The sequence below is a fragment of the Specibacter sp. BI4 genome, from assembly GCF_056680095.1.
In genome coordinates, this window is record NZ_CM155265.1 from 2971531 (window position 1) to 2996121 (window position 24591).

19 protein-coding genes and 1 pseudogene are annotated in these 24591 nt (G+C 65.3%); 14 read left to right on the forward strand and 6 right to left on the reverse strand.

Features of this window, described 5'->3' with window-relative positions:
- Positions 1–13: 13 nt before the first annotated feature.
- A complete protein-coding gene (locus tag AC1L6K_RS13655) occupies positions 14–2005 on the reverse strand; it encodes an aldo/keto reductase (RefSeq protein ID WP_480949407.1) in 1992 nt (663 codons plus the stop codon).
- 297 nt (positions 2006–2302) lie between these two features.
- Between AC1L6K_RS13655 and AC1L6K_RS13660 the strand changes: the two genes are divergently transcribed.
- Entirely contained in the window at positions 2303–3790 is a 1488-nt protein-coding gene (locus tag AC1L6K_RS13660; protein WP_480949408.1) for a reverse transcriptase family protein, read from the forward strand.
- 60 nt (positions 3791–3850) lie between these two features.
- Here AC1L6K_RS13660 and AC1L6K_RS13665 read toward each other — a convergent pair whose 3' ends face one another.
- The gene (locus tag AC1L6K_RS13665) at positions 3851–4378 is read right to left on the reverse strand and encodes an HAD domain-containing protein (protein WP_480949409.1); all 528 of its coding nucleotides are present in this window, start codon (positions 4376–4378) and stop codon (positions 3851–3853) included.
- A gap of 286 nt (positions 4379–4664) precedes the next feature.
- Here AC1L6K_RS13665 and AC1L6K_RS13670 point away from each other — a divergent pair, with 286 nt between their 5' ends.
- The 7 genes from AC1L6K_RS13670 to AC1L6K_RS13700 all read left to right on the forward strand — a co-directional run bounded on the left by AC1L6K_RS13670 (position 4665) and on the right by AC1L6K_RS13700 (position 12590).
- On the forward strand, positions 4665–5546 hold the full coding sequence (locus AC1L6K_RS13670) for an AAA family ATPase (RefSeq protein WP_480949410.1): 882 nt from the start codon (positions 4665–4667) through the stop codon (positions 5544–5546).
- Between the two features lie 3 nt (positions 5547–5549).
- Positions 5550–6677, forward strand: coding sequence for a vWA domain-containing protein (locus AC1L6K_RS13675; RefSeq protein ID WP_480949411.1), 1128 nt, complete (start codon positions 5550–5552; stop codon positions 6675–6677).
- The gene (locus tag AC1L6K_RS13680) at positions 6670–7821 is read left to right on the forward strand and encodes an XdhC family protein (protein ID WP_480949412.1); all 1152 of its coding nucleotides are present in this window, start codon (positions 6670–6672) and stop codon (positions 7819–7821) included. The genes AC1L6K_RS13675 and AC1L6K_RS13680 overlap by 8 nt, the downstream gene beginning before the upstream one ends.
- A gap of 117 nt (positions 7822–7938) precedes the next feature.
- On the forward strand, positions 7939–8493 hold the full coding sequence (locus tag AC1L6K_RS13685) for a (2Fe-2S)-binding protein (RefSeq protein ID WP_480949413.1): 555 nt from the start codon (positions 7939–7941) through the stop codon (positions 8491–8493).
- Positions 8490–10880, forward strand: coding sequence for a xanthine dehydrogenase family protein molybdopterin-binding subunit (locus AC1L6K_RS13690; RefSeq protein ID WP_480949414.1), 2391 nt, complete (start codon positions 8490–8492; stop codon positions 10878–10880). Before AC1L6K_RS13685 ends, AC1L6K_RS13690 begins: the two co-directional genes overlap by 4 nt.
- The gene (locus tag AC1L6K_RS13695; protein ID WP_480949415.1) at positions 10877–11770 is read left to right on the forward strand and encodes an FAD binding domain-containing protein; all 894 of its coding nucleotides are present in this window, start codon (positions 10877–10879) and stop codon (positions 11768–11770) included. The genes AC1L6K_RS13690 and AC1L6K_RS13695 overlap by 4 nt, the downstream gene beginning before the upstream one ends.
- Before the next feature lie 7 nt (positions 11771–11777).
- Positions 11778–12590: an SRPBCC family protein gene (locus tag AC1L6K_RS13700; RefSeq protein WP_480949416.1), complete on the forward strand. Its 813-nt coding sequence runs from the start codon at positions 11778–11780 to the stop codon at positions 12588–12590.
- Between the two features lie 77 nt (positions 12591–12667).
- On the opposite strand, the gene AC1L6K_RS13705 is transcribed toward AC1L6K_RS13700, so the two are convergent.
- Positions 12668–13564: a hypothetical protein gene (locus AC1L6K_RS13705; protein ID WP_480949417.1), complete on the reverse strand. Its 897-nt coding sequence runs from the start codon at positions 13562–13564 to the stop codon at positions 12668–12670.
- Positions 13565–14189: 625 nt separating this feature from the next.
- Here AC1L6K_RS13705 and AC1L6K_RS13710 point away from each other — a divergent pair.
- The 4 genes and pseudogenes from AC1L6K_RS13710 to AC1L6K_RS13725 form a co-directional block, all read left to right on the forward strand.
- Positions 14190–16514, forward strand: a complete 2325-nt coding sequence (locus AC1L6K_RS13710; RefSeq protein WP_480949418.1) for an HNH endonuclease — start codon at positions 14190–14192, stop codon at positions 16512–16514.
- Positions 16515–17083: 569 nt separating this feature from the next.
- On the forward strand, positions 17084–18481 hold the full coding sequence (locus AC1L6K_RS13715; protein WP_480949419.1) for an IS1380 family transposase: 1398 nt from the start codon (positions 17084–17086) through the stop codon (positions 18479–18481).
- 242 nt (positions 18482–18723) lie between these two features.
- A complete protein-coding gene (locus AC1L6K_RS13720) occupies positions 18724–19218 on the forward strand; it encodes an FBP domain-containing protein (RefSeq protein ID WP_480949420.1) in 495 nt (164 codons plus the stop codon).
- Positions 19219–19973: 755 nt separating this feature from the next.
- Positions 19974–20174: pseudogene (locus AC1L6K_RS13725) on the forward strand (DUF3592 domain-containing protein); the annotation flags it as partial.
- Positions 20175–20414: 240 nt separating this feature from the next.
- Here the strand turns inward: AC1L6K_RS13725 and AC1L6K_RS13730 are convergent.
- Together AC1L6K_RS13730 and AC1L6K_RS13735 are read right to left on the reverse strand one after the other, a co-directional pair.
- A complete protein-coding gene (locus tag AC1L6K_RS13730) occupies positions 20415–21302 on the reverse strand; it encodes an SDR family oxidoreductase (RefSeq protein WP_480949421.1) in 888 nt (295 codons plus the stop codon).
- Positions 21299–21760 carry a nuclear transport factor 2 family protein gene (locus tag AC1L6K_RS13735; RefSeq protein ID WP_480949422.1) on the reverse strand — a complete coding sequence of 154 codons (462 nt, stop codon included), beginning with the start codon at positions 21758–21760 and terminating at the stop codon, positions 21299–21301. The genes AC1L6K_RS13730 and AC1L6K_RS13735 overlap by 4 nt, the downstream gene beginning before the upstream one ends.
- A gap of 87 nt (positions 21761–21847) precedes the next feature.
- Here AC1L6K_RS13735 and AC1L6K_RS13740 point away from each other — a divergent pair, with 87 nt between their 5' ends.
- Positions 21848–22492: a TetR/AcrR family transcriptional regulator gene (locus tag AC1L6K_RS13740; protein WP_480949423.1), complete on the forward strand. Its 645-nt coding sequence runs from the start codon at positions 21848–21850 to the stop codon at positions 22490–22492.
- Positions 22493–22713: 221 nt separating this feature from the next.
- On the opposite strand, the gene AC1L6K_RS13745 is transcribed toward AC1L6K_RS13740, so the two are convergent.
- Positions 22714–23178 carry a hypothetical protein gene (locus AC1L6K_RS13745; protein WP_480949424.1) on the reverse strand — a complete coding sequence of 155 codons (465 nt, stop codon included), beginning with the start codon at positions 23176–23178 and terminating at the stop codon, positions 22714–22716.
- Positions 23179–23329: 151 nt separating this feature from the next.
- Here AC1L6K_RS13745 and AC1L6K_RS13750 point away from each other — a divergent pair, with 151 nt between their 5' ends.
- Positions 23330–24547 carry a hypothetical protein gene (locus AC1L6K_RS13750; RefSeq protein ID WP_480949425.1) on the forward strand — a complete coding sequence of 406 codons (1218 nt, stop codon included), beginning with the start codon at positions 23330–23332 and terminating at the stop codon, positions 24545–24547.
- Positions 24548–24591: the final 44 nt, after the last annotated feature.

Here is a 24591-nt window from a genome sequence, read left to right on the forward strand (position 1 = left end):
TCCCGGTCTGCAGTCAGTTGCGCAGATCCAGCCATTGCACCTGGTCATCGGACAGCTTGAGGGCGAGCCCCGCCATCGAGGTGCGGGTTTCCTCGACGCTGCGGGGACCGATCAGCGGGAAGGTCGGAAATGGTTGCTCGAGGACGTAGGCCAGCGCAATCGCGGTGGGGGTCACGTCCAGCTCGGCTGCCAACTGCCGCGTCCTGGCAAGCCGCTGGAAGTTGTCGTCGCTGTAGTAGCAGCGGACCAGTTCGGCGTCGCTCGTGTCGTCCAGGTCCGCCCGGGCAAAGAAGCCGCGAGCCTGGGAGGACCAGGGAAAGAGCGCGGTTCCGGTGCGTGCCAGCCATGCCTGGTCCTCCCTGTTGGTCAGGTGTTCGCAACCTTCCCACGGGACATCCAGGGCACGGGCAAGGCCGAAGTGGTCACTCATCGCAGCAAAGCCCTGCTTGCCGTGCTCGGCGGCGTAGGCGTTGGCCTCATCGAAGCGGGCCGGGGTCCAGTTGGACCCGCCGAAGGCGCGCAGCTTGCCCTCCTCAAGCAGGTCGTTAAGAACATCAACGAACTCGCCCACGGGAATCTCGGGGTTGTCCCGGTGCATCATGTAGAGGTCCACATGATCGCTTTGCAGGCGGTCCAACGATTCGTCAAGCTGCCGTGCAAGCGAGGCCGGGTCGCAGTGCGGTGTGTGTGCGCCCTTGCCAATGATGAAAACGTCATCGCGGACTCCGCGATTGGCAACCCATTGGCCCAGCAGCTGTTCCTGCCGGCCGCCACCATAGATGTAGGCCGTGTCGAAGGCGTTTCCGCCCCGCTCGAAGAAGTCGTCGAACATGACCGAAGCGTGGCTCAGGGTTCCCTGGTTGTCGCAGCCCATGACGAGGCGGGAGACCTTCTTTTCCACCCCTGCGACAGTGCCGTAGGGCATGGCGGCGTCGTCGCGGGGTTTCAGGGGTCGCCCGGAGGCGGTGGGAATCGGTGCGGTGTCTGCCTCGAAGGGGTATTGCAGGCCGATGGCGGATCGCCAGCTGTCCAGGACCCGTGCATTGCCAAGGGTGTCTGCCCAACTCATGTTTGGGCTCTGTTGCTGGGCGGCAAACTCGGCGACGGCGTCAGCCTCAAGTGCGTAGGCGTGCGCGGGGGCAATGTGGATTGTCGCCACCGGCTCCCCCACCCGGGCCACAACAATCTCGGAGCCGTCCACCGTGCTGGGCAGCCAGGGATCCGTCACAGTAATGGTGCCCTGGGAGCCGTGGACGATGGTTTCGTTTCTCCCGGCCAGTCTCACGCCGCAGCTCACCTGTGCTGTGATGCCGTGCGGGAACTCCAGGGACGCGGTGGCCCATTCATCCACGCCGCTCGGACCGATCGAGCCTTTCGCGGACAGGGAGACGGGTTCCGCAAAACCGGCCCCCGCTGCGGCGCCGGCCAGCAGGCGTGCGGTGGACACCGGGTATCCGCCGACGTCCAGGATGCCGCCACCGGCCAGGTTGGCGTCCATGAGCCGGTGCCCGGATGGCAGCTCCGCGGCAAAGGAGAAGGTTGAATCGATGTGCTGCACGTCGCCGATGGCACCGTCCCGGACAAGATCCACGAAACGGATTGTCTGCGGGTGGAAACGGTACATGAACCCTTCAGCGTAGTAGCGTCCGCTCCGCCGGGCCGCCTCGATGACGGCCATGGCCCCTGCGTGGTCCACCGAAGCCGGCTTCTCACAGATGACGTGCTTTCCCGCCTCCAGGGCAGCTATGGCCAGGGCGACGTGGCTGGTGTGCAGGGTGGCAACGTAAACAGCGTCAACACCGGGATCGGCGAACAACTCCGGATAGCTTCCATACGCGCGAACCTCCGGCCCAAAACCTGCGGCAAAGCCCTGCGCCCGTGACTGGCTGCGGCTCGCCACCGCCACCAATGTGCCGGTGCGGCTGTGTTGCAGTTCTTCGGCAAAACGCCGGGCGATTCCACCCGGGCCGACAATTCCCCAACTGATTTTATTGACCAACGCCATCACTTTCGCTCTGCCGGCGATCACCGGCTTGTGGAGGTGCGAGCAGGTGGGACCGAGGTGCCGTGGCTCACACAATGCGAGCCAGCCTAGCAGCTGGGACACTCCCGGTCAGTTGATGACGCATTCGGTTCACCAGTGCCGGGAGCGGCGGAAGGTGCGTCCGCGCGTGGTGCTTCATGGAAGCCTAGGGCCGTGGAAGATTCGGTTAGCATGGCCGTATGCGATGGTTTCTTCGATGAGGCGGGAGGCGTCCCTTGTCGCGCATCCCTCCCCGGGGCTACCCCGGGGCACGAAGTATTGCCTGATTCATGCACCGCAGGTGCGGCGCTGCGCTCCGCGCAGCTGCGCACCCGCACAGACAGCCAGGTCATCGGAGAAGCCATCGCAGCCCTGACCTCCAAGCATGGCGCCGGAGCCGCCGTTTCCGCCGCCTCGGCGACCCTGAAGCGCACGCCCCGCCCGTCGTCGTCAGCCATTGCCTCAACCCTGGCACAGGCCTTTCTCGGTTCCCCTGACTGGTCCAAGACGGACCTCATTGATGCCGGGGCCCACGTTCTGGGAGCACGACGGCGCTGGCTGGGACCGCTGGCCGCGCAGGTCCTGCGGGGATACCCCCGGCCACCGGTCGATGCCCCGAGGGAACTCGCCTCGTTGGTCCTGCAATGCGAACCGTTTGTCGAGGCGCTCGCCAAGGCCGCCCACCAGCGCAAGCCGATCCGCCTGTCCAATTACGTGCTGGCTTCGACCGTCGCCCGTGACAACCTCTTGCAGGGTGCGCCCCGCATCGACACCCTGGCGGACCTTGCCTCCCGGCTCCACCTGGGCAGCGGCGAACTCGAATGGTTTGCCGACACGCAGCACCGGAACCGCCATGCTGCACGCACATTGCAGCATTACCGCTACGAATGGCGGACGCGCCCGGGCAGGCTCCCCCGCCTGCTCGAGATTCCGGCCCCGCGCCTGCGCGCCATCCAGCGCACCGTCCTGCGCGAGCTGCTGTATCCGCTGGAACTTCATGATGCCGCCCACGGCTTTGTGCCGGGCCGCAGCGCCGCCACGGGTGCGGCGCGGCACACCGGCCAGCACGTGGTGGTGAACCTGGATCTGGTGTCCTTCTTTGCCAAGGTCACGGCCGGACGCGTATTCGGCACGCTGCGGCAATCCGGTTTTACGGAGGCCGTGGCGCACCGCCTGACAGGCATCGCCACCCATGTGGTTCCGCCGCGTGTGTTGTCCCAGATGCCTCCGGGCGGCGATCCGTCCGAACGCTTTGCCCTGCGCCGGGCGCTCTCGGTCCCGCACCTCCCGCAAGGTGCGCCCACCTCGCCCATGGTGGCGAACCTGTCCCTGCGGCGCCTGGATTCACGCCTTGCGGGCCTGGCCAAGAAGTTCGACGGCGGCTACACCAGGTACGCCGACGACCTCGCCTTCAGCGGCGGCCGCGACATGGCGCGGCGTGCGGATGCGTTCGTGCGTGCCGCCACCGCGATCGTTGAGGATGAGGGGCACAGCGTCAACCGGCTGAAAACCCGGGTGCGCCCGGCCGGAGTCCGCCAAAGTGTGACCTCGGTGGTGGTCAACGAGCACACCAATGTTCCCCGCCCCGACTTTGACCGTTTGAAGGCCATCGTCCACAACTGCCGCGTGCACGGTCCGGAATCGCAAAACTGGAATGGGTACCCTGATTTTCGCGGCCACCTGCTGGGCCGGATTTCCTGGGTGGCGGCCCTGAATCCGGCACGGGGCGCCACGCTGTTGCAGGATTTCCGCCGCATCCAGTGGTGACGGAATCCAGTCGTGACAGCCTCCGGTGGTGACGCTGTCCAGGGACAACAGCATCCCTCATCACACGGCTCGGGGGCCGACAGCCATGCCGGGCTCCAGGAAGTCCTTGACATGTTGCAGCTCGGCCCGTGAAATGCCCCTCCGCGGATCCGGGCAAACACCCAAAATGCGCGGCGCCAGTCTGTTGACCCACGCACCGGCAGCCTCGACCAGGTCGAGCTGGTCGTCAATCCAAATTGCCCGTCCAGGGGCTTGCCTTCCAACGTCGTCTCGGATGGCCTCCAGCTTCCACCAGTCGTATCGGCGTCGCTGCTGGTTGTAGCGCAGCACGGGCCAATGCCGCCCGTCCAGGCCAATGGCACTGCACAAGTACCTGGGCGCCAGTTCCTCCCAGCTGGTCAGCCACACGGGCCGCACCCCCGGCCGATGCGACAGCCCGTTGAGTTCGCCCACCAGTTCTGCGGCGTACTGGACGTCCAGTTGTCCGACGCCGGCGCGCTGCCATTCGGTCCCCCAGTCCGTGGTGCCTGCTGGAGCGTACGGGCAGACGACGCCGTCAACGTCGAGGTACAGCGAGATGCTGTCCATGCTGCCTCCGCCCACATCTTCCCGCAGCGGCTAGTTCGTGCAGTGACTCGTGGCTGTGCAGCACGGGGCCGCGGGCTTCCGCGGCCCCGTGTCCTGATCGCCGTGTCCAGGCCGCCGTGCTTCCTCCAGCGTACCGCCGCATGGTTCGACGGCTCCAGGGACCGTGACCACGAAAAGGCAGCGCCGGCCCGCCCGACTGCACCACTGGACCACTGGACGGCTCGTCACGTCCGCGAAAAGGGGACCGGCACTGCGCTGGCGTTGACGGGGGTCATATGCTGGGGGCATGACGACGACGTCCACTGCCTCAGCGTCCACACTTGCCGCCAGCCTGGCCGAAACCGGCTACCTGGCCGACGAGGGCCTGGCCACCATTGCGTATCTGGCCATGGCCATGGGACGGCCGCTCCTGCTGGAGGGCGAGCCCGGCACCGGCAAGACAGCCATGGCCGAAGCCATCGCCGAGGCGTTCAAGCTCCCGCTCATCCGGCTCCAGTGCTACGAAGGCATCGACGCCGCACAGGCACTGTACGACTGGGACTTCACCGCACAAATCCTGCACCTGCGCAGTGTCGAGGCAGGCGGCGGGAACCTGAGCACCGCCGAACTGGAGAAGTCTCTCTACGACAAGCGTTTCCTGCTGGCCCGGCCCATCCTGAAGGCGCTGCAACAAAGCCCCGCCGTGCTGCTCATCGATGAAATCGACCGGGCCGACGACGAATTTGAGGCCTTCCTGCTGGAGGTGCTCTCCACGTACCAGGTCTCCATCCCGGAATTCGGCACCGTCAAGGCCGCAACCCCGCCCATCGTGGTGCTGACCTCCAACCGGACCCGGGACCTGCATGACGCGCTCAAGCGCCGCTGCCTGTACCACTGGATCGACCACCCGGGCCTGGCCCGCGAAGTCGCGATCGTGCGGACCCGGCTGCCCCAGGTGCCGGCGGTGCTGGCCGAACAAGTGGTCCGCGCCGTGCAGCAAATACGGGCCACGGACGACGTCATGAAGCCTCCAGGGGTGGCCGAAACACTCGACTGGGCCCGCGCACTTCACCTGCTCGGCAGCGCGGAACTGGACCTGGAATCGGCGGCCGCCAGCATCGGCGCGCTGTGCAAATACAGGGAAGACACCGAACGGGTCTCGGCAACGCTGGCCAGGATGCTGGGCTGAGCAATGGCTGTGTCTGTGGCACACCATCCCGGCGGTGCCCCGCCCGAGGAGATCCTGCTGGCCTTTGCCACGGCCCTGCGCAACGCCGGCGTGAAGGTCACGGCGGATCGGTCCCGCAGCTTTGTCGACGCCGTCGCGCACCTGTCCATGGAACACCGCAGCGACGTGTTTTGGGCCGGTAGGGCAACGCTGTGCGCAGCCCCCGAGGACCTCGACACGTTCCAGCGCACCTTTGAGAGCTGGTTTGCCCCGGCCCACACCCCGGGCGGGACGCAACAGGGTTCGCCCACCACCGTCAGGGCCGCAGCCCTGGACGACGACGGCGGAAGCGGCCGCGAGGACGCCGCAGAGGAAACGCTGCAGGTCGTGGCCAGCCGCCGTGAGCTGCTGCGCCACCGCGACGTGGCCACCCTCGACGACGCGGACAGAGAACTCCTGCACCGCATGTTTGCCGAACTGCCGCTCACGCTGCCCAGCCGCCCAAGCCGGCGTCGCCGAACAGCCCGCCACGGCACCATTGACAGGGTCCTCACGCTGCGCGCACAACTGCGCCGGGGCGGCGAACCCGGCCCGCTGAAATACGGCAAGGCACCCCGAAAACTCCGAAGGGTGGTGTGGCTCATCGACGTGTCCGGCTCCATGGCACCTTATGCTGACAGCCTGCTGCGCCTGGCCCACCACGTCCTCCAAGCCGCCCCGCAGCAAGTCGAGGTGTTCACGCTGGGCACCCGCCTGACACGGGTCACGGCCGCACTGAGGCAACAGGACGCCGACGACGCGCTCGCCCTGGCCGGGCGCACAGTGCCCGACTGGCAGGGCGGCACCAGGCTTGGTGAGGTCCTGCGGGCCTTCAACGACAGGTGGGGGCAGCGCGCGGTGGCCAGGTCCGCCGTCGTCATTGTGGCAAGTGACGGCTGGGAACGCGGGGACCCCACACTGCTGGGCCGGCAGGCGGAGCGGCTGCACCATGTGGCCCGGCGCGTCATCTGGGCCAACCCGCACCGGGGAAAAAACGGTTACGAACCCGTGCAGCAGGGAATCAGGGCCGTCCTGCCGCACGTTGACGCTTTTGTAGGGGGCCATTCGATGAAGAGCTTCGAGGAGTTGTTGGGCATGATGGGCAATGCGTGAAGTGTTGAAGGACCTGGTGGAGGCAGTGGAGTCCGGGCACACGGTGGGGCTGGGCACGGTGGTGCGCACCTTCCGCTCGGCGCCCCGGCCGGCGGGCGCCTCCATGATGGTCGACGCCGGCGGCCGGGCGGTGGGATCCGTGTCCGGCGGCTGCGTGGAGGGTGCCCTGTATGAGCTCGCCACGGAGGTGGTGGCGGACGGCGCACCCGTGCTCCAGCGCTACGGCATCAGCGACGACGACGCCTTTGAGGTGGGCCTGACGTGTGGCGGCATCATCGACGTGTTCGTGGAAGCCGTCTCGAAGGAGACATTCCCGGAGCTGCCCATGGTTGCCGCGGAAGTGGAGGCCGACCGGCCCGTGGCAGTGGTGACTGTCATCGAGCACCCTGACCCGGCGTGGCTGGGCCGGCACCTGGTGGTCCACCCGGACGGATTTGAGGGCTCGTTGGGCAGCGATCGCGCCGACCACGCCGTCAGCGATGACACCATGGGCCTGCTGGCGGCCGGGCGCAACACGACGCTGATGTACGGCCCGGACGGGGAGCGGCGCGGCGACGGCATGCGCGTGTTTGTGGCCAGCTTTGCCCCGCAGCCGCGCATGCTCGTGTTTGGCGCCATCGACTTCGCCGCCGCCGTCGCCAAGCAGGGCAGCTTCCTCGGCTACCGCGTGACGGTGTGCGACGCCCGCGCCGTTTTTGCCACGAAGGCCCGTTTCCCGGTGGCCGACGAGGTGGTGGTGGAATGGCCGCACAGGTACCTGCAGGCCCAGCTCGACGCCGGACTGATCGACGCCCGCACGGTGATTTGCGTGCTGACGCACGACCCCAAGTTTGATGTGCCGCTGCTGGAGGTGGCCCTGCGCCACGACGTCGCGTACGTCGGGGCCATGGGTTCGCGCAAGACCCACGACGACCGCCTGGACCGGCTGCGGGAGGCGGGGTTGACCGACGTCGAGCTTGAGAAGCTTTCCAGCCCCATCGGCCTGGACCTGGGCTCCCGCACGCCGGAGGAAACCGCAGTCTCGATCGCCGCGGAGATCATTTCGCAGCGGTGGGGCGGGCAGGGCGGGCGGCTCAGCCACATGGCCACACGCATCCACCACGTGCCCATGGCCGACGCCGAGCACGAGGACGCGGGCGGCTAGCACAAACCCCGCTACAACTGGCCCTAACGTTCCGCGGGGCCGTCATGTAACGTAAGACACATCATGGGCTGGAGCGTGGCCGGTTGGCATGGGCTCCATAGCAACTAGGAGATCTCAATGGCGAGTTCCAAATCCATCCACGTCGAAGTTGACGGTGTCGCGTACACCGACGACGTCGAACCCCGGCTATTGCTGGTCCAGTACCTTCGCGAGCGGCTGGGAAAGACCGGGACGCTGATTGGCTGTGACACCACCAACTGCGGCGCCTGCACAGTCCACCTGGACGGTGAGAGCGTGAAATCGTGCACCATGTTTGCCGTGCAGGCGGACGGGCACGAGGTCACCACGATTGAGGGCATGGCGGTGAACGGCAAGCTCGCCCCGCTGCAGGAGGCGTTCCACCAGTGCCACGCACTGCAATGCGGCTTCTGCACGCCGGGCATGATCATGCAGTCGGCCTCGCTGCTGAAGGAAAACCCGAACCCCACCGAAACTGAGATCCGGGACGGCCTCGAGGGCAACCTCTGCCGCTGCACCGGCTACCAAAACATTGTGGCCGCCGTGAAATCCGTGGCGGACGGCGTGGAATACGGTGACTCCGGCGTCTCGGTGGCCGAGTCGCTCGTGGAAGAAGCCGCCGGGAACGATTCGGAAACGGCAGGTGTGTCATGACCGCCACGGCAGAAAACGGGGTGCGTCCGGAAATCGGCTCCGCCCGCCTGCGCAAGGAGGACGCGCACCTGATCACGGGGCGCTCCCGCTTCACCGACAACATGGTGCTGCCGGGCATGCTGCACCTGGCCATGGTGCGCAGCCCCTTCGCGCACGCCAAGATCACCAACATCGACGTCTCGGCGGCCCAGGCCTCCCCCGGCGTCATGGCGGTGCTGACGGGGGCCGATGTGGCTGCCGAGCAGGGCTCGCTGCCCAACGCCTGGCCCGTCACTCCTGACCAAAAAGCCCCCGCCCATCCATCGATTGCCGTGGATGAGGTGGCCTTCTCCGGGGAGATCGTCGCCGTCATCGTCGCCCGCAGCGTGGCCGCCGCCCGGGACGCCGTCGAACTTGTCGATGTTGACTATGACGAGCTGCCAGTGGTCATGGACCTCGAGGAGGCCTCCACCGACAAGGTGCTGGCGCACACCACGCTGGAGTCGAACAAGTCGGCCACCTGGGTGTTTGATTCAGCCGAGGCAGGCACTGGCACGTCCATCACGGAGGCGCTGGCGAATTCGGAAGTGGTGGTGGAGCGGACCCTGTACCAGCAGCGGCTCATTCCGGCATTCATGGAACCGCGGTCCATCGTGGTTGACCCCGCCGGCCAGCAGATCACCATGTGGAGCGCCACCCAGATCCCGCACATCCTGCGGCTCATGCTGGCGCTGACGCTGGGCATCCCCGAAAGCAAACTGCGCGTGATTGCCCCTGATGTGGGCGGCGGATTTGGCGGGAAGCTGCAGGTCACCCCGGAGGAGGTCATCACCTTGCTGGCGGCCCGGCGCATGGGCAAGCCGGTGAAGTACACCGAGACCCGCAGCGAATCCCTGCAGGTGGGCCACCACGGCCGGGCGCAGGTGCAGCGGCTGAAGATCGGCGCCAGCAAGGACGGCATCGTCACCGGCCTGCACGTGGACCTGCTGGCCGACATGGGCGCCTACCTTGGCCTGATCACCTCCGGCATCCCGGTGCTGGGTGCGTTCATGTACAACTCGATCTACAAGTTCCCGGCGTACCACTTTGAGTGCCACAACATCTTCACGAACAAGCCGTGGACCGACGCCTATCGCGGCGCGGGGCGGCCGGAAGCCACGTTCGCCATCGAGCGGATGATGGACGAGCTCGCCACAGAATTGAACATGGATCCGCTGGAGCTGCGCGAGAAGAACTGGATCAAGCACTCGGAGTTCCCGTTCACCACGGTGGCCGGGCTGGAGTACGACACCGGCAACTACGAGGCCGCAACCGCCAAGGCCGTTGACCTTTTTGACTACCAGGGGCTGCGGGCGGAGCAAACGCGGCGCCGGGATGCCGGGGAGACCGTCCAGCTGGGCATTGGTGTCTCCACGTTCACGGAGATGTGCGGGCTGGCGCCGTCGCGGGTGCTCGGCTCGCTGAACTATGCGGCTGGCGGCTGGGAACACGCCCAGGTGCGGGTGCTCCCCACCGGCAATGTTGAGGTGGTGACAGGTTCCTCGGCGCACGGGCAGGGCCACGAAACGGCGTGGAGCCAGCTCGTCGCGGACCGGCTCGGGGTGCCGTTTGAGAACGTGGAGGTGCTGCACGGCGACACGCAGGTGTCCCAACGCGGCCTGGACACGTACGGCTCCCGTTCGCTGACGGTGGGCGGCATGGCAGTGCTGGCCGCGGCGGACAAGGTCATTGAAAAGGCCAAGGTCATTGCCGCACACCTGATGGAGGCCAACGAGGACGACCTCGAATTCGCCAACGGCGCATTCACCGTTCGCGGGACCGAGACGTCCACCGGCCTGGGCGAGATCGCCTTTGCCGCGTTCTCCGCCCACAACATGCCCGACGGCGTGGAGCCGAACCTGGATTCCGAGGCCACCTTCGATCCGGTCAACTTCTCCTACCCGCACGGCACCCACCTGGCGGCCATGGAAGTTGACACCGAAACCGGGCAGGTCAATGTGCTCAAGTACGTGTGCGTGGACGACGTCGGGGTCGTGGTCAACCCCATGCTCGTTGAGGGGCAGGTGCACGGCGGCCTGGCCCAGGGCATCGCGCAGGCCCTGTACGAGGAGGCTGTCTACGACGACGCCGGGACGCTGGTCTCGGGATCGTTCGTGGACTACCTGGTCCCCAGTGCACCGGATCTGCCGCACTACATCACGGACCGGACGGAAACGCCGGCCACCAGCAACCAGCTGGGTGCCAAGGGCGTGGGCGAGGCAGGCACCATCGCCTCCACCCCCGCCATCGTCAACGGGGTGCTGGACGCCATCCGCCACCTCGGCGTGAAGGATGTCAAGATGCCGTGCACGCCCTCGCGTGTATGGCATGCCCTGCAGGAAGCCAAGACCGTTGGAGGAGTGCAATGATTCCGAGTGCATTTGACTACGCCGCGCCGACGACTGTCGAGGAGGCGCTGGGCCTTTTGGCCGCCGCCGATTCGGCCGGGGACGACGTGAAGCTGCTGGCCGGGGGCCAAAGCCTGATCCCCGTCATGAAGCTGCGCATGGCAGACCCTTCCCTGGTCATCGACCTGGGCAGGATCCCCGGCCTTTCGGGCATCACTGACGACGGCGGATCCCTCACCATTGGCGCCATGACACCGCACCACGTGATGGCCACCGACCCCCTGCTGGCCGCCCACGTGCCGCTGCTGCAAATGGCGGCCGCCACCGTGGCCGACCCCCAGGTCCGGCACCGCGGAACCTTTGGCGGCGCTCTCGTCCACGCCGATCCGGCAGGCGACATGCCCGCGGCGGTGCTGGCAACCGGGGCAACGTTCACGCTGTCAACCGGCAGCGGCACCCGTTCGGTGGATGCCGCCGACTTCTTCCAGGGCTACTTCACCACCGCTGTGGAGGAGGGCGAAATCCTCACCAGCATCACGGTGCCCAAATACACGGGCTGGGGTGCGCACTACGAAAAGTTCACCCGGGTCTCCCAGCAATGGTCCATCGTGGCCGTGGCCGCCATGGTCCGGGTGGAAGGCGGTGTGATTGCCGAGGCCCGGCTGGGGCTGACCAACATGGCCAACACCCCACTCCGAGCCACGTCCACTGAGCAGGCGCTCGCAGGCTGTGCCTTGACTGAGGAGGCCATCGCAGCAGCCTGTTTGCATGCAGCCGACGGCACCGAACCCGCCAGCGACATCAACGGGGACGCCGACTACCGGCGGCATCTGGCCACTGTGCTTGCCAAGCGGGCCGTGCTGTCCGCTGCCGGCATGCAGCGGGCCGGCCTGCACATGGCGGAGGCATAAGAGGACTATGGAACTCAAACACCACTTCACAGTTCCAAGTTCCCTCGAGGACACCTGGCGCTCCTTCAACCAGTTGGAGGAGATCGCCCCTTGTTTCCCGGGTGCCACGTTAACCGGGGTCGAAGGCGACACCTTTACCGGCACAGTCAAGATCAAGCTCGGCCCCATCGCCATGATGTATGCGGGCACGGGGAAGTTCCTCTCCCGCGACGAGTCCACCCACACGGTGGTCATTGAGGCCCAGGGCAAGGACAAGCGCGGCAACGGTACGGCCGGCGCCACGGTAACGGCAGTTCTGGCTGCCGCCGGGGACGGCACCACAGTTGATGTGTCCACGGACATGAACGTCACGGGCAAGCCGGCCCAGTTTGGCCGGGGTGTCATCCAGGACATTTCGGACAAACTGCTCGAGCAGTTCGTGCAGTGCGTGATCCGCAACGCGGGCCGGGACGATGGTGGCGCTGACGAAGGCGGCACCGACGAAGGCAGCCAAGCCGCACCAAGCCCGGCCGCTGAGGTTTCTGCGGGGCAGGAGCCACAGGCTGCATCGTCCGGCGGTACTGGCACAATCCCTGCACCCGTACCGGCAGCGACAGCTGCCTCTGCCAATGGCCAGCCAGATGGCGAACCGGCTGTCAGCAGTGCTCCGACCACCGCCAGCCAGGCACCGCGCCACGTTGTGCCGCCTGCCGCAGCGGCCGCGGAACTGGATCTGGGCTCGGCGGTGCTGCCGGTGCTGGCCAAGCGATTTGGTCCGGCTGTCCTGGCAGTGCTGGCTGTTCTGGGCATCGTCGTCGTGCTCTGCCGCAGGCGGAAGTAGCCCCTTAACGGAAGGTGGACCGGTCGCACCGACCGGTCCACCTCTCATCTGCGCGTAGTGAACCCGGCGTGCGGGGACTACCCGGCGTTCCAGTAGACGCGCTGGTTGTCCTTGAATGACAGTGTGGGCTCCACGTAGACCTTGGCCCCCGCCACGGCTTCTGGGGGAACGTCCATGCAAACTTGGTACTCGCCCGAGCCGCCGTTCTCGAGCGTGGGAACGTCAAAGCCCGTCTTTTCCAGTGCTGCCAAACAAGTGGTGGAGGAATATTGGCGGGCATCGCTGCCGACAAACTTGACCCCGAGGTCGATCCACGGATCGCCTTCCTCGGCCCCAACGTACTTCACCGACACGTCTATCAGCACGTACTGGCCCGTGGCCGGTTCGTTGTATTCGTTGGCCGCAACAATTGCATCACCGGCATTGGAATTGATTGCGTTCACGGTGACTTCATACTCATTGCCAACCTGACCCATCGCACCCAAGGCCAGCGCTTCGGCGTCGGCCTTCTTCTGGTCCTTGGCGTTGGTGTCCACCACTCCGTCGGCACTGTCGCTGATGGCATTGCTGACGTCGTCGAGCATTGCCGAATAAAAGGCCTGCGACGCGAGGACTCCGACAAGGGAGACCACTGCAATAGCGAGAGCGACGATCGACATGCCCTTGGCTTTGGAGCCTTTCCGGGCGGAGATGACAAGCGCGACAATGCCGAGCACCAAGGCAAGCAACCCAAGTACAAACACCAGGTTGTTGACGATCGGGATCCAGCACAGCAGCAGCGAGACGATCGCCAGGATCAATGCTGTCAGGGCCAATGCCTTTCCGGCGCCCTTGTTGCCTGCCGGCGCCTGCGGGGAGAACTGCCCCGGAGGAGGGAACCCGGGACCGCCGGCGGGCGGCATGTGTGCGGGCGGATACTGCGACGGCGGCGCTTGGAAGGACGCCTGCTGCGGGTCCATGGTTTCATTCCCCATGAGATGTTGCTCCTGATATCGAGTGAAGCGGGAAGACGAAGAGTCCCCCACCGGCGCTGGATTTTCATGCAATCCTTGCTAAGTGTCAATGTAGGGGCAGGGTCTGACAAAGCAGCGCGGCACAGGCTCCCAGGCTCCCAGCGCTCTGCACAGGAGCCGGGCAGACTCCCGTTGCTGGCAGTGCTTGTGTTCATTCCTGTCATTCGGGTCCGGCGTGTAACTAGGGTTCGACGAGGTTGATCTGAACCGGTTTGCCGTCCTGTTGCGGCACTCTTCGCTGGTTGGTTCCCTCACAGGGGGTGCTGGTTGTTCGTTGGTCCACGGATGGGCGGTTTCGGCGGTGAATGTCAGACCCTGCTTATAGAATTTTTGTATGGAGCAAGCGGCGAGGATGCCGGGTATGTTGGTATCTGATTCAAAGGATTTCCGGGTTGGTGAACACGTTCACCAACTGTTGAATCTTGCTGGCGTGCTGGTGCAGGCCGCTTCCAAAACCGTCTCTGACCGCGCCGGCGCATCAGGCTCATGTGGCTCCGCTTCTGGCGCTTCTTCTTCTGGCGGGGTTCCGTTTGGGATGGATCTGGGTGCTTTGACGGATAAGGAGTGTGTGCGGTGGGCTCAGGACTTGGAACGGTTGGGTACGTTTCAGCAGGCGCTGAGTGTTGCCGCTGCTGCTGAACTGGCCCAGCGTGCCGGGGTCGGCAGGTATACCTCCACGGGTGCCAGCGGTGCTGCTGATTTGTTGGTTCAGTCGTTGAAGATCAGCATCGGGGAAGCTCGCCGCAGGATCACCTTGGCCGAGGCCGTGTTGCCGACCGTGGATTCCTTGACCGGTATTCTGGCACCGCCGACGCAGCCCTTGCTGGGCGAGGCTTTCTTCAAGGGCGAGATCGCGCAGGAACAAGCCGTCATGATTACTAAATTTGCTGATGAAGCCTGCCGATTGGCGGACAACGGGCGGATCACTCCTGAACGCTGCGAAGAGGTTCAGGAAACCCTGGTCAGATCGGGCCGCGAAGACAGCCCTGATTTTCTGCGCCAGATCGGCAACCGGATCATGAGCCTGCTGGACCCGGACGGGCAAAAACCCAGCCACGCGGATTTAGTCGCGAAGCAGGGCTTGTTCTTCCGCAAACCCCGGCATGGATTAATCCACTTCGACGGGCACATGACGATCGCCCAGCATGAACAACTCATGGCCGCCATTGGCACCGCGACCAACCCCAATAAACATTCAGACATCAACACCATCAACTCCGATGCCACCGGCACCCCGGCGCAACAGGACAGTCAGGGTGGGCAGAACAAGCAAGGTCGTCAGGGAGAACAAGACCATCACAATGATCAGGACGATCGAGGCGGTCAGGGTGGTGGTCCCGGGGTTGCCGGTGCCAACGCGCCCCCAGCCGGCAATGGTGAGTGCCCCGGCAGTGACCTCGGCGGCGCAGGTGATGGGCAGGGTGCGCTCTTTGATCAGTTGAATTCGGTTATCGGTTTGTTCAACGCCAGCCCCGGACCGGTCAATGCGCAACAGGACATCAGTGAGGATCCGACGGCCTCCGAAGGCATGGATCCCGGGGCGGCGGCCCAGCCCGGCAACGCAGAGCAACAGGCACGTGGCGGGGAGCGCGAGTCCGCTCGGCCGGCACAGCAACCAGCGTCACCACCGCGACCGCCGGAACAACCAAGTCAGCCAGGTGAATCTGGGCAGTCTGGTGGGTTTGGGACAGCGCAGCCGCGCCCGGCACCGTCTGCCCGATCCCAACAGCGGAGCCCGTTCGGGGTTTCGGCGGATGAGCCGACCGGGGACCACGGGAAACCAGGCGGGCCGAGGCGCGTCGGTGCCAACGGCTGGCGTCGGCAATTGGAGGACTGGGAGATCCCGCCACGCCCAGCCGATGCGCCCGCACACGCGCTGGCACCCAAGTACGAGGGTGAGAAATGGTTCTGGTTCAAGCCAGAACCAGCCGGACCGAGCATGTGGAAACCAAAAATAACCGGCGGGGACGACTTCAACATCTGGGAACAACCACCAGATTCACCTGTGGCGCAGCCAAGTACTTCTGACTCCGGCACCCCAACACCAGGCCGTGCCGACGACCACCGTACCGAGCCAGGCCGTGCCGACCACGGCAGCGGGGATTCCGGCAGTAGGGATGATTCCGGCCTTGGGGATTCAGGGCGTGAGCCTTTGTTTGAGGACAGCGGACCCCTGGCGGTAGGTGCCGATGGCAGGGCCGGAGAGTCGAGGGTGGTCGACGGGGTGCGGATTCCGTTCCCCGGTACTGGGGAAATGTTGGCAGGGCTGGATCCGATTGATCCTGCCAGCACCGACCCGGTGCCAAGGGATGACCGCACCTACGGGCAAAAGCTCCTGGAAGGGCTCCTGGATTGCGTCAAGCTGGCAGCCCGCACCGACAAACTGCCGCTAAACGGCGGACTCAAGACGCAACTGATCATCACCTGTTCCCAAGAAGACCTGGAACGCAACGACGGGACCGGCACGGCATTCACCACATACAACGGACCGGTCCCGCTTGCGTTGTTCGACCAGTCCTTGTGCGATCCCGAAATCACCCGTCTGGGCATGGGAGAAGGACAAGAAATCCTCAGCGTGGGCCGGACCCAGCGCCTGTTCACCCCGGTACAGCGCAAGCTCCTGCTCGCGCGTGACTTGGGATGCTGTTTCACCGACTGCAGAGCCCCGGCAACCTGGTGCGAAGCCCACCACATCCTGCCCTGGCAGGACGGCGGAGAAACAAGTATCGAGAACGGGGCTCTGCTCTGCAGCCGCCACCACGGCCTGATCCATCACAGCGACTGGACCATGCAACTCATTGACGGGACACCATACTTCACCGCCCCCTACCTGATCGATCCCAGCCAAACACCCCGCCGCAACACCTACCACCACGGCATCCCCAAACCAACGACCCACCACCGCCGCTAAGGCTGGAACTAACATCAGCATGCGGATGGAATGGGTGCGTCGGCACAAGCGGGTGGTGGAAATTTGGGCTTCGTCCGGCGCTACCGTGGTTGATGGTATGACATCCCGGCTTGGCAGCAACATTCAACTTCTGGCGGGGCACTGGGACAAAATTGTCGGCGGTCCCACAAACCGTCTTCTGCGTGCGCGGTGCACAGAACCGGCGGTTGCCGGCACCAGCGGGGCGCTCCCGGCAGGGCCTGACCCCAATTCAGCTTCGACCTGTGCCCTGAAGCACGCCGATCAGCGGGTATAGACTGTCGAACGTGTTACTCCCCTTGATGAATTCCGTGCCTGCAGGGCGTTTGGAGGTTGCTGGCGTTTTGTTCGCCGGCACCAGATAGCGCTGCTCCGCCACCAGTGCTTTTTCGCTGTGCACTGCGCAGCGTCACCGTCTCGGCCCCTTAGCCTTGATCCACCGATAGGTTTTGGGGGTTGCTCGGCGGTTTAAACACGAAATGCCCGTCTTTTAGGGGAAAATATGGCTTACCACAGTCAAATTTTCATACCTAAAAGAGGACATCTCGTAGATGTTAGTTTCCCATACCCGCACGGCCGTGTCAGTTTCCTTTGATGAGGAGAACCTTGTGTCGTCCACGGGACTGGTTCCGGTGATGCGTTTGGCCCAGGATGCGGGCCTGCATTCCCTGGCTGATGAGTGGCTCACGGTCCCGTCGGACAAGGGAGCGAACTCCGGGTTGAAGGTCGCTGCACTGGTGGCGGGCATGGTTGCCGGGGCCGATTCCATTGATGACATGGCCGTGCTGCGCCACGGCGGGATGAAGAAATCCTTCAAGGGTTGCTACGCCCCGTCAACGCTGGGCTCGTTCCTGCGCTCCTTCACGTTCGGGCATGTGAAACAACTCGATGCTGTCGCCTCCCGGTTTCTGGTCAATCTGGCACTGAAAGCACCCTTGTTCGGTGCCCCGGCCGGGGACGGCGAGTTCGTCTTTGTTGATGTTGACGACACGATCGTCGAAGTTCATGGGTACTTGAAGCAGGGTTCCGGTTATGGCTATTCCAAGGTCCGGGGCCTGAATGCCGTGTTGGCGACCGCGTCCCGGGAAGACACTGCCCCCGTCATCATTGGCCAGCGCCTGCGGAAAGGGGCTGCGAACTCCGCCCGCGGTGCGAACAAGTTCGTCACGGAAGCACTGGGCACTCTCAAGCGAACCAAGACGCCGGGGCCGGTGGTGTGTCGTTTTGATTCGGCCTACTACGGCTACCCCTCCGTCAGTGCAGCGTTGGCCGGTGGGGCCGATGTTACGGTCACGGTCCCGATGAACAAGGCCGTCAAACGCGCGATCACGGAGATCGCACAGGATGCGTGGACGCCCATTAAGTACACCAACGCCATCTATGACGAAGACACCCAAGCATGGGTGTCTGTGGCTGAAGTCGCGGAGATCCCGTTCACCGCGTTTTCCTCCAGAAAGAGCAGCGAGCGGGTCCCCGGGCGCCTGGTCGTGCGCCGCATCCCCGAGCTGAACCCCAAAGCCACAGCCGGGCAGCCGGCACTCTTTGACACGTACCGGTTCCATGCCTTTTTCACCACCATTGCCGAAGACAAGCTTGACGCGGTTGCTGCCGACAAGGTTCATCGCAAACATGCTCGAATCGAGCAGGTCAACGCAGATCTCAAAGACAGTGCACTGGCCCATCTGCCCTCGGGCAAGTTCGCGGCGAACTCGGCATGGCTGGTGGCAGCGGTCATGGCTTACAACCTCACCCGCACCACCGGGGTCCTCGCTTCCGGCCACTTCGCCAAGGCCAGGACCGGCACGATCCGCCGCAAGATCATTAACGTCCCGGCCCGAATAGCCTCCAGCGCACGACGCCAACAGCTGCACTTACCCCACCACTGGCCCTGGAAAACCGAGTGGGTGAACCTCTTCACCGCCACCCACGCACCACCACAAGCCGCATAAAGCCCGTCAACCAAGCCGAACCCGGCCCAACCCAAGGAACCAAAAGTGGAACACCACCGGCAGCGAGGCCGCCACCCACCGCTGCCCAAAAACGCCAAACCGTCAAGAACTGAGATTCAGACAATCTCCAAACCGGATCGGTGGATCAAGGCTTAGTGCCCTCTGGTCGGGACCCCACTCCACGGAATTCCCCTGGCCGCACCATCGTGCGGACAAGGCAGAACAGACAAGGCCTCCCACATATGCTTCCCCTGACCGAAAAACAAATTCGCTCATCCTTCCTCAACGCCTCCCAACGAGAGCGGAACAACCTCAACCTGCCGGAGAACTTCGACTCCCTGCACTGGGACGACCTGGACTTCATCGGATGGCGCGACCGCAAGTACCCCGCTTTGGGTTACGTCATCGCGTGGGTTGACGGCGTTCCGCGCGGCATCCTGTTCAGGCATGTCGAGGGCAAGACCCGCTCCCGGGCACAGTGCGCGTGGTGCGAGGATGTAACCCTCCCCAACGACGTGGCGTACTTCAACGCCAAACGCCCCGGCGCCGCAGGACGCAACGGCGACACCATCGCGACGCTGATGTGCGCCAACTTTGAATGCTCCACTAACGCCCGCCGACCAGCACCACCGGCCTACGTCGGATTTGATGTGGAAGCCGCCAGGCAGGGACGCATGAACGGGCTGCAGGAGCAGGTCCAGAACTTCATGCGCACCATGGTCGTTGGTGCGGGCTAATGCACTTGCCTGGTGGTTGCGTCGCTGGGGCAGACCTGCCCAATCAGAATACTGTCCTCAGAGCAAGGCTGTCGCCATAATTTCGACGAGAACACCCGGCTCGAAAGCTGCACGACAGCAAATAACGAGGCTGGCGGCATTGGCAGGGACAGGCCGTTTTCAGCAGCAGCCTGCCCAACTCCAGCTATGAACTGTGAGCCTGAAGACATATTCCAAAGTAGCTCCGGCCGCGGTGAGGCCCGCTGCCACGTCGCGAAGGGCTTGGGCCACCCGTCCGGCCAGGCCTGGAGGAATCGGTGGGCCGTCTGGGCGGCCGGTCCAGGAGGGCCCGCGCCGGCTGCTCCGCACGGATGCACCTGGCTCCGACGCATCCGCCGGCTCCGACGGGCGGATCATGGAGCACGGCTCCCCCGGCGAGCTGCTGGCCGGAGTCGGCCGTTTCGTGGATCTGCACAGCGCCTGGCGGGATTCCCTGGTCCAAGCAGGGTGCCAGGGCTGGCAGAATATAAGCCGTGGCAAATGGAACAGTGAAGCGGCGGCGGACCGCGCAGTCGATGAAGCGTCCGCGCACGGCGCATCCGCGCAAGAAGCGCACAGCCCGGCAACGGCTGGGCTTTTGGTTGGGAATTGTGGGCTATTTCGGCGCCTTTCTGGGATTGTTCTCGCTGGCTGTTGGCTCCGTTTACCTGCCCTCGGCACTCTCCGCCCGGCAGGCCGACGTGGAACTCCACCAAAGCGGCTCCCCCACCGTCGGGATGATCGTCGAGATCAAGCGATCCTCCACGCCGCATGCCCGCCCGGGCGGCGGGAGCACCACTTACTACCCTGTCACCGAGCCGGTCACCGGCGGCCAACAGACCACGTGGTCGCGCTACCAGAGCACGAGGGAAGAACGGTGGAGGGTGGGGCAGCGCCTGCCTCTTCTCTACGACCCCAACAAACCCGCGCGCATGGCCATCGACACGCCCGAGGCCTCCCAGCTGCTCGTCAGCAAGGTCAGTTCCTATCAGAAGCAATTGATCGTCGGTGGTGTTGCAACAATGGTCGGCGTGCCCCTGACCATGATCAGCAGGCGTCTGGACCCGGCCTCCCGCAAGAAGCGCCGGCGGACTCGGAAAACAGTGTCGCCACAGATACTGCCCACGCAAAAAATAACTGCCGGGGCGTTAACAACGGCTCTGGTGGGATGCGGCGGCCTAGCCTGCCGCATGGAGTTGAGCCAACCCGGTCACCGGGATGGCCGGAAATTCCGCCCGGACCGGTGTGGGATCAAACGCGCATGCCCCACTGTCCATCCACAGAGCGGCCCGGGCCATCCGCGCCATGAAGGGTGACAACGGTGCCGCCGCAATGGACATGAGGTGCAGCCCAGTCGTCGGGATGTGCTGCACGGAACCGCTGCCATGCCTGTCAATCAAGGCCTGTGCCAGCCCGTCAAGCGTGGTGGTCACACTGCCCCAGTCCAGAGTGCGGTTCCGCAGCGCCGGGTTGCTCAGCGACTCCACCACGAGGGCTGCCGCATCGGAGGTGCCCGTGAACGTGACGGGCGCGCGCCCCGAGCCGAACACCCTGGCTTTCCCGGTCGCAGCGAGCGGCCCCCCAACCGCCTCGGCAAATTGTTCCAGGAGCGGCCCAATCCGGAGCACCGTCCATTCCATGCCGGAGGACATCAGCGCCTCCTCCGCAGCATGCTTCATGCGCAGGAACCCCAGCGGCGCATCCGCTGCCGAGCCGTGAATCGAAAGCATGACAAAGTGGCCGACTCCGGCCCTGGCAGCCGCCTCGACGAGCCTGACGGCGCCGTCGCGGTCAACGCTGCGTGGGTTCCCGCCCCGCCGCAACCCAAAGCCGGAAGCAGTGAACACCACGGCGGCGCAACCCGCCACTGCGCTGTCGCAATCGGGGCGTGAAGCGAGGTCGCCGCGGACGCGTTCGACGCCGTCGTCCACGCCGGCCCCGTCCACACCGGCGGGGAACGGTGCCGACCTGCCGCGCGCCATGAGACGCACGGGGATGCCTGCACTCGCGAGCAGGTCAACCACCTGCGAGCCGAGCCGGCCGGTGCCGCCGGCCACCAGGATCACGGCGCGCCTCGCCGGGGAGCATCCGGGACACCCGTGATCATGGCATGGACGGCGTCTTCGACGGTTCCTGAGCCGCGTTCCACGGGTTCCAGGTAGAACCGTGCTGCCGTGATGACGTCTGCTGTAACGGTGAAGATGACCACCCCCGCCATGGCGACCGAGCCGCCGTCGGCCCTGGTCCCGGCCGTGCCCCATTCAATCCAGACCTGTCCATCCGGACCGGTGGCCGTGTTGTCCGTGTGGACGCGCAGGTCCGGCATGCCGGCAAAGAGCGCTGTCCAGTTTTTCCGGACCTGGCCCCGGCCCGTGAAGCCGTGATCGGGGTGGTTGGGTGTTTCGTTGACGTAGTCTTCGGCAAAGCACGCCACGATGGCGTCCACGTCATGGTCGGCGGTGGCGCGGAAAAGGCGGCGGACAGGGCCGTCAGGCAGGTCATTCATTGTTGTCGGGCCGTTCATGTCGCGCTCCCTGACTGCCGCCCGAAGGCGAACGCTGCTATCATCAATTTAGATACAGTTAACTGTAATGATTGGAGTATAGATCCCATGTCAGAGCCGGTCAATGGTTCGCGCGGCTACAATTCCAGCCGCCGCCGAGAGCGTTCGGAAGCGTCCCGCAGTGCTGTCCTGGCACACGCCCGTGAGCTGTTTTTGGACAGGGGTTTTGGCGCCACCACGATCGCCGAGATCGCTCGGCGGGCGGGGGTGTCCCCCGAGTTTGTATACAAGAATTTCGGCGGCAAGCCGGGACTGGTCCGCAACATTCAGCAAGCCAGCCTCCTGGGTGCCGGCGGGCTTCCGGCTGAGGAACGTTCGAACAATGCCCAGGCGTCGGCCGCAACCGGGCGCGAACTCATGGAGCAGTGGGGGCGGATGAGCGCGGAGGTTGCCCCGCTCGTTGCCCCGGTGGTCCTGCTCATCCGCGACGCCGCAGCCGGGGGCGATGCGGACATGACAGCCCTCATGGCGGAAGTCGACGCTGCCCGCCGTGACCGGATGCTGCATAACGCCAGGGCGCTTGCTTCCCGGGGATTCCTGGCTCCCGGCGTGGACGTGGCACGGGCAGCGGACATCATGTTCGCCTGTACCGCACCCGGATTGCACGAGAGCCTCGTCGGCAAGTGCGGCTGGCAGCCACAGGAATTTGGCTCCTTCATTGCCGGGACCCTCGCTGCCGCACTGCTGCCGTGAAGGGGGTCCCGCGCCGCCCAACCATGGACATTCCTGCTCTTGCCCATCGCCCTGCTGCGGGCGCATCTGGCCCGCTGGGCGGCACTGGCCCTGTTTGCGGCGGGCGGAATGATGCACAGGCTGGTGCACGGTAAAATCATCGAATCCACCGTCCTGTGGGTCATGGCGGCCGGTACCCTGATCGCAGCGGTCGGCATCCTGCGCTCCAGAAACCGACAGACTCACTCATTACCGCGAACTGCTGCCTCCGTGGAACGGTTCCACTCCAGGTTTGGCGGGCGACGGTGGGTCACAACTACGGCCGCGGTCAGTGCCAGCAGAAGAAGTACCGAACCGAGCATGCCGGGGGCAGTCAGTGCCATCGCAGCAACGTCGTGGCGGGCGTCGTTCAGCGCCTCCGTCCCAGGGTGGGGGCCGTGCTGCAGCGCGATGATCAGCAACTCACCGAGTTGGCCAACGATGAACAGTAGCTGCGCCCCGGCCATCAACAGGCCTAACAGGCGCACCATCTTGTGGGTCGCTTTGCGGCGCAGTCGAAGGAGCAGAAACACCGCAATGCCGGCGGCCGTGATGTAACCCAGGTGGAACACCACGTGTCCCCAGGCCGCGGTCGGGCCACCACTGACAGCGGCAAGGCCAAAGGGCACCAGCAGGGCCGCCCACACGCCGATCATGAGCCTCTTCATTTCCGGACTCTCCTTCACTTTCTGCCGGACAGGGGTTGGCCGGCTGATGTGAACAGTAGTGTCCCGGAGGTTCCGGCGGCAGGGCGTCCGTCCCACGGCGGCCGGGACATGTGCCCTGTCTCCGTTGACTTTCCGGGTGTACAGTGCAGCCATGGACGGCCGTGCTGCCCGCACCGCATCGTTGCTGCTGTGGGCCTGCTTCGCCCTTGTGGTGGGGATTGTGGGTTTGCGCCGGCTGTGGCAGGCGCTCAGCTTTCCGTGCAGTCAACTGTGTGCTGCACCCGCCTTGGATGCAGGGGCTGCGGCTGACCTGCAATCCCATGGCGTCGCATTGGCACAGTACGCCTGGGCCTCGGTGCTTGCCACCGGGCTGCTGATGGCGGGAACCCTGGTCCTGGCTGCGGCCGTGGCCCGTTTTGGGCAGGGTTCCGCTGCGGCCGCGGCTGTGCTCATTTCGGTGGCTGCCTCCATGGCAAACCCGCCCGGCCCGGGTGGAACAGGGATTGCAGGCAGGATCTGCACGACGGTGGCGCAACTGGGAATTCTGTGGCTGTTTGCCGCCTTCCCGAGGACGCGGCCCCGTCCAGACTGGCTGTGGCTGCCAGTGGCCTGCGGCAGCGTGTGGGCCGTGGGCAGTTTGTGGATCCCTGCGCTGCGCTCGGCCATTGATGCCGAACAGTTTCCCTGGGTGCCGTTGGAGGGCCTGATCTTTGTGGCTGCGTTCGCCGCCATCGCTGTGGGCAGGATCAGGGCCTACCCTAAAGAGCAGCCCTCGGTGCGGCGACAGCTCCGACTGGTCCTGGCCGCACTGGTGCTGCTGTGCATGGTCGGCGTGGCCGGCTCCCTCTCCACCGCCGGCCTCGACGGTGCGGGTGCCGGCTCACTGGCCGGGGCGGCCTGGTTTCATGTGGGTTCCGGCGCGCTGGTGCTGGTGGTTGCCGCCATGGGGGCGGCCTTCACCAGCCACAACGCCTGGGGGTCTCCCATTTTGCTCAGCGCCGCCACAGTCCGAACCGTCAGGACAGGCCTGCTCGTCCTGACGGGTGCGGTCCTGGCCACAGGACTCATGGCACTTTTGGCCGGCCCGCTCCCCTGGCTGGCGGCCACATTTACGACGGCGGTGGCCCTCCTTGTGCTGCTTCCGGCCACCCGGCGCCTGTTGTACCGCAGCCTTCCCGGCGGCCCCACCGAAAACCTGGGCAGTGCCCTGGCAACGGTCCTGGCCGAGGCCGGCGCACCGTCTGAGGTCATCCCGGGCATGGAGGTAGTACTGGCGGGACGCCTGCGGCTGTCCGAGGTCCGCATCCTGCACCTCAGGCTACCCCTGCACCACCAGCGGCGGGGCAGCCCTCAACGGTGCCGCCGTTGATGGCCGCCGTCGCGGGCCGCACGGGGACTGGCTGTGTTCAACTG

Excerpts from the sequence above, each read along its gene's own strand:
- AC1L6K_RS13655 (WP_480949407.1), bottom strand. The coding sequence starts at position 2,005 with ATGGCGTTGGTCAATAAAATCAGTTGGGGAATTGTCGGCCCGGGTGGA.
- AC1L6K_RS13665 (WP_480949409.1), bottom strand. The coding sequence starts at position 4,378 with ATGGACAGCATCTCGCTGTACCTCGACGTTGACGGCGTCGTCTGCCCG.
- AC1L6K_RS13670 (WP_480949410.1), top strand. The coding sequence starts at position 4,665 with ATGACGACGACGTCCACTGCCTCAGCGTCCACACTTGCCGCCAGCCTG.
- AC1L6K_RS13675 (WP_480949411.1), top strand. The coding sequence starts at position 5,550 with ATGGCTGTGTCTGTGGCACACCATCCCGGCGGTGCCCCGCCCGAGGAG.
- AC1L6K_RS13680 (WP_480949412.1), top strand. The coding sequence starts at position 6,670 with ATGCGTGAAGTGTTGAAGGACCTGGTGGAGGCAGTGGAGTCCGGGCAC.
- AC1L6K_RS13685 (WP_480949413.1), top strand. The coding sequence starts at position 7,939 with ATGGCGAGTTCCAAATCCATCCACGTCGAAGTTGACGGTGTCGCGTAC.
- AC1L6K_RS13690 (WP_480949414.1), top strand. The coding sequence starts at position 8,490 with ATGACCGCCACGGCAGAAAACGGGGTGCGTCCGGAAATCGGCTCCGCC.
- AC1L6K_RS13695 (WP_480949415.1), top strand. The coding sequence starts at position 10,877 with ATGATTCCGAGTGCATTTGACTACGCCGCGCCGACGACTGTCGAGGAG.
- AC1L6K_RS13700 (WP_480949416.1), top strand. The coding sequence starts at position 11,778 with ATGGAACTCAAACACCACTTCACAGTTCCAAGTTCCCTCGAGGACACC.
- AC1L6K_RS13705 (WP_480949417.1), bottom strand. The coding sequence starts at position 13,564 with ATGGGGAATGAAACCATGGACCCGCAGCAGGCGTCCTTCCAAGCGCCG.
- AC1L6K_RS13715 (WP_480949419.1), top strand. The coding sequence starts at position 17,084 with ATGTTAGTTTCCCATACCCGCACGGCCGTGTCAGTTTCCTTTGATGAG.
- AC1L6K_RS13720 (WP_480949420.1), top strand. The coding sequence starts at position 18,724 with ATGCTTCCCCTGACCGAAAAACAAATTCGCTCATCCTTCCTCAACGCC.
- AC1L6K_RS13735 (WP_480949422.1), bottom strand. The coding sequence starts at position 21,760 with ATGAACGGCCCGACAACAATGAATGACCTGCCTGACGGCCCTGTCCGC.
- AC1L6K_RS13740 (WP_480949423.1), top strand. The coding sequence starts at position 21,848 with ATGTCAGAGCCGGTCAATGGTTCGCGCGGCTACAATTCCAGCCGCCGC.
- AC1L6K_RS13745 (WP_480949424.1), bottom strand. The coding sequence starts at position 23,178 with ATGAAGAGGCTCATGATCGGCGTGTGGGCGGCCCTGCTGGTGCCCTTT.
- AC1L6K_RS13750 (WP_480949425.1), top strand. The coding sequence starts at position 23,330 with ATGGACGGCCGTGCTGCCCGCACCGCATCGTTGCTGCTGTGGGCCTGC.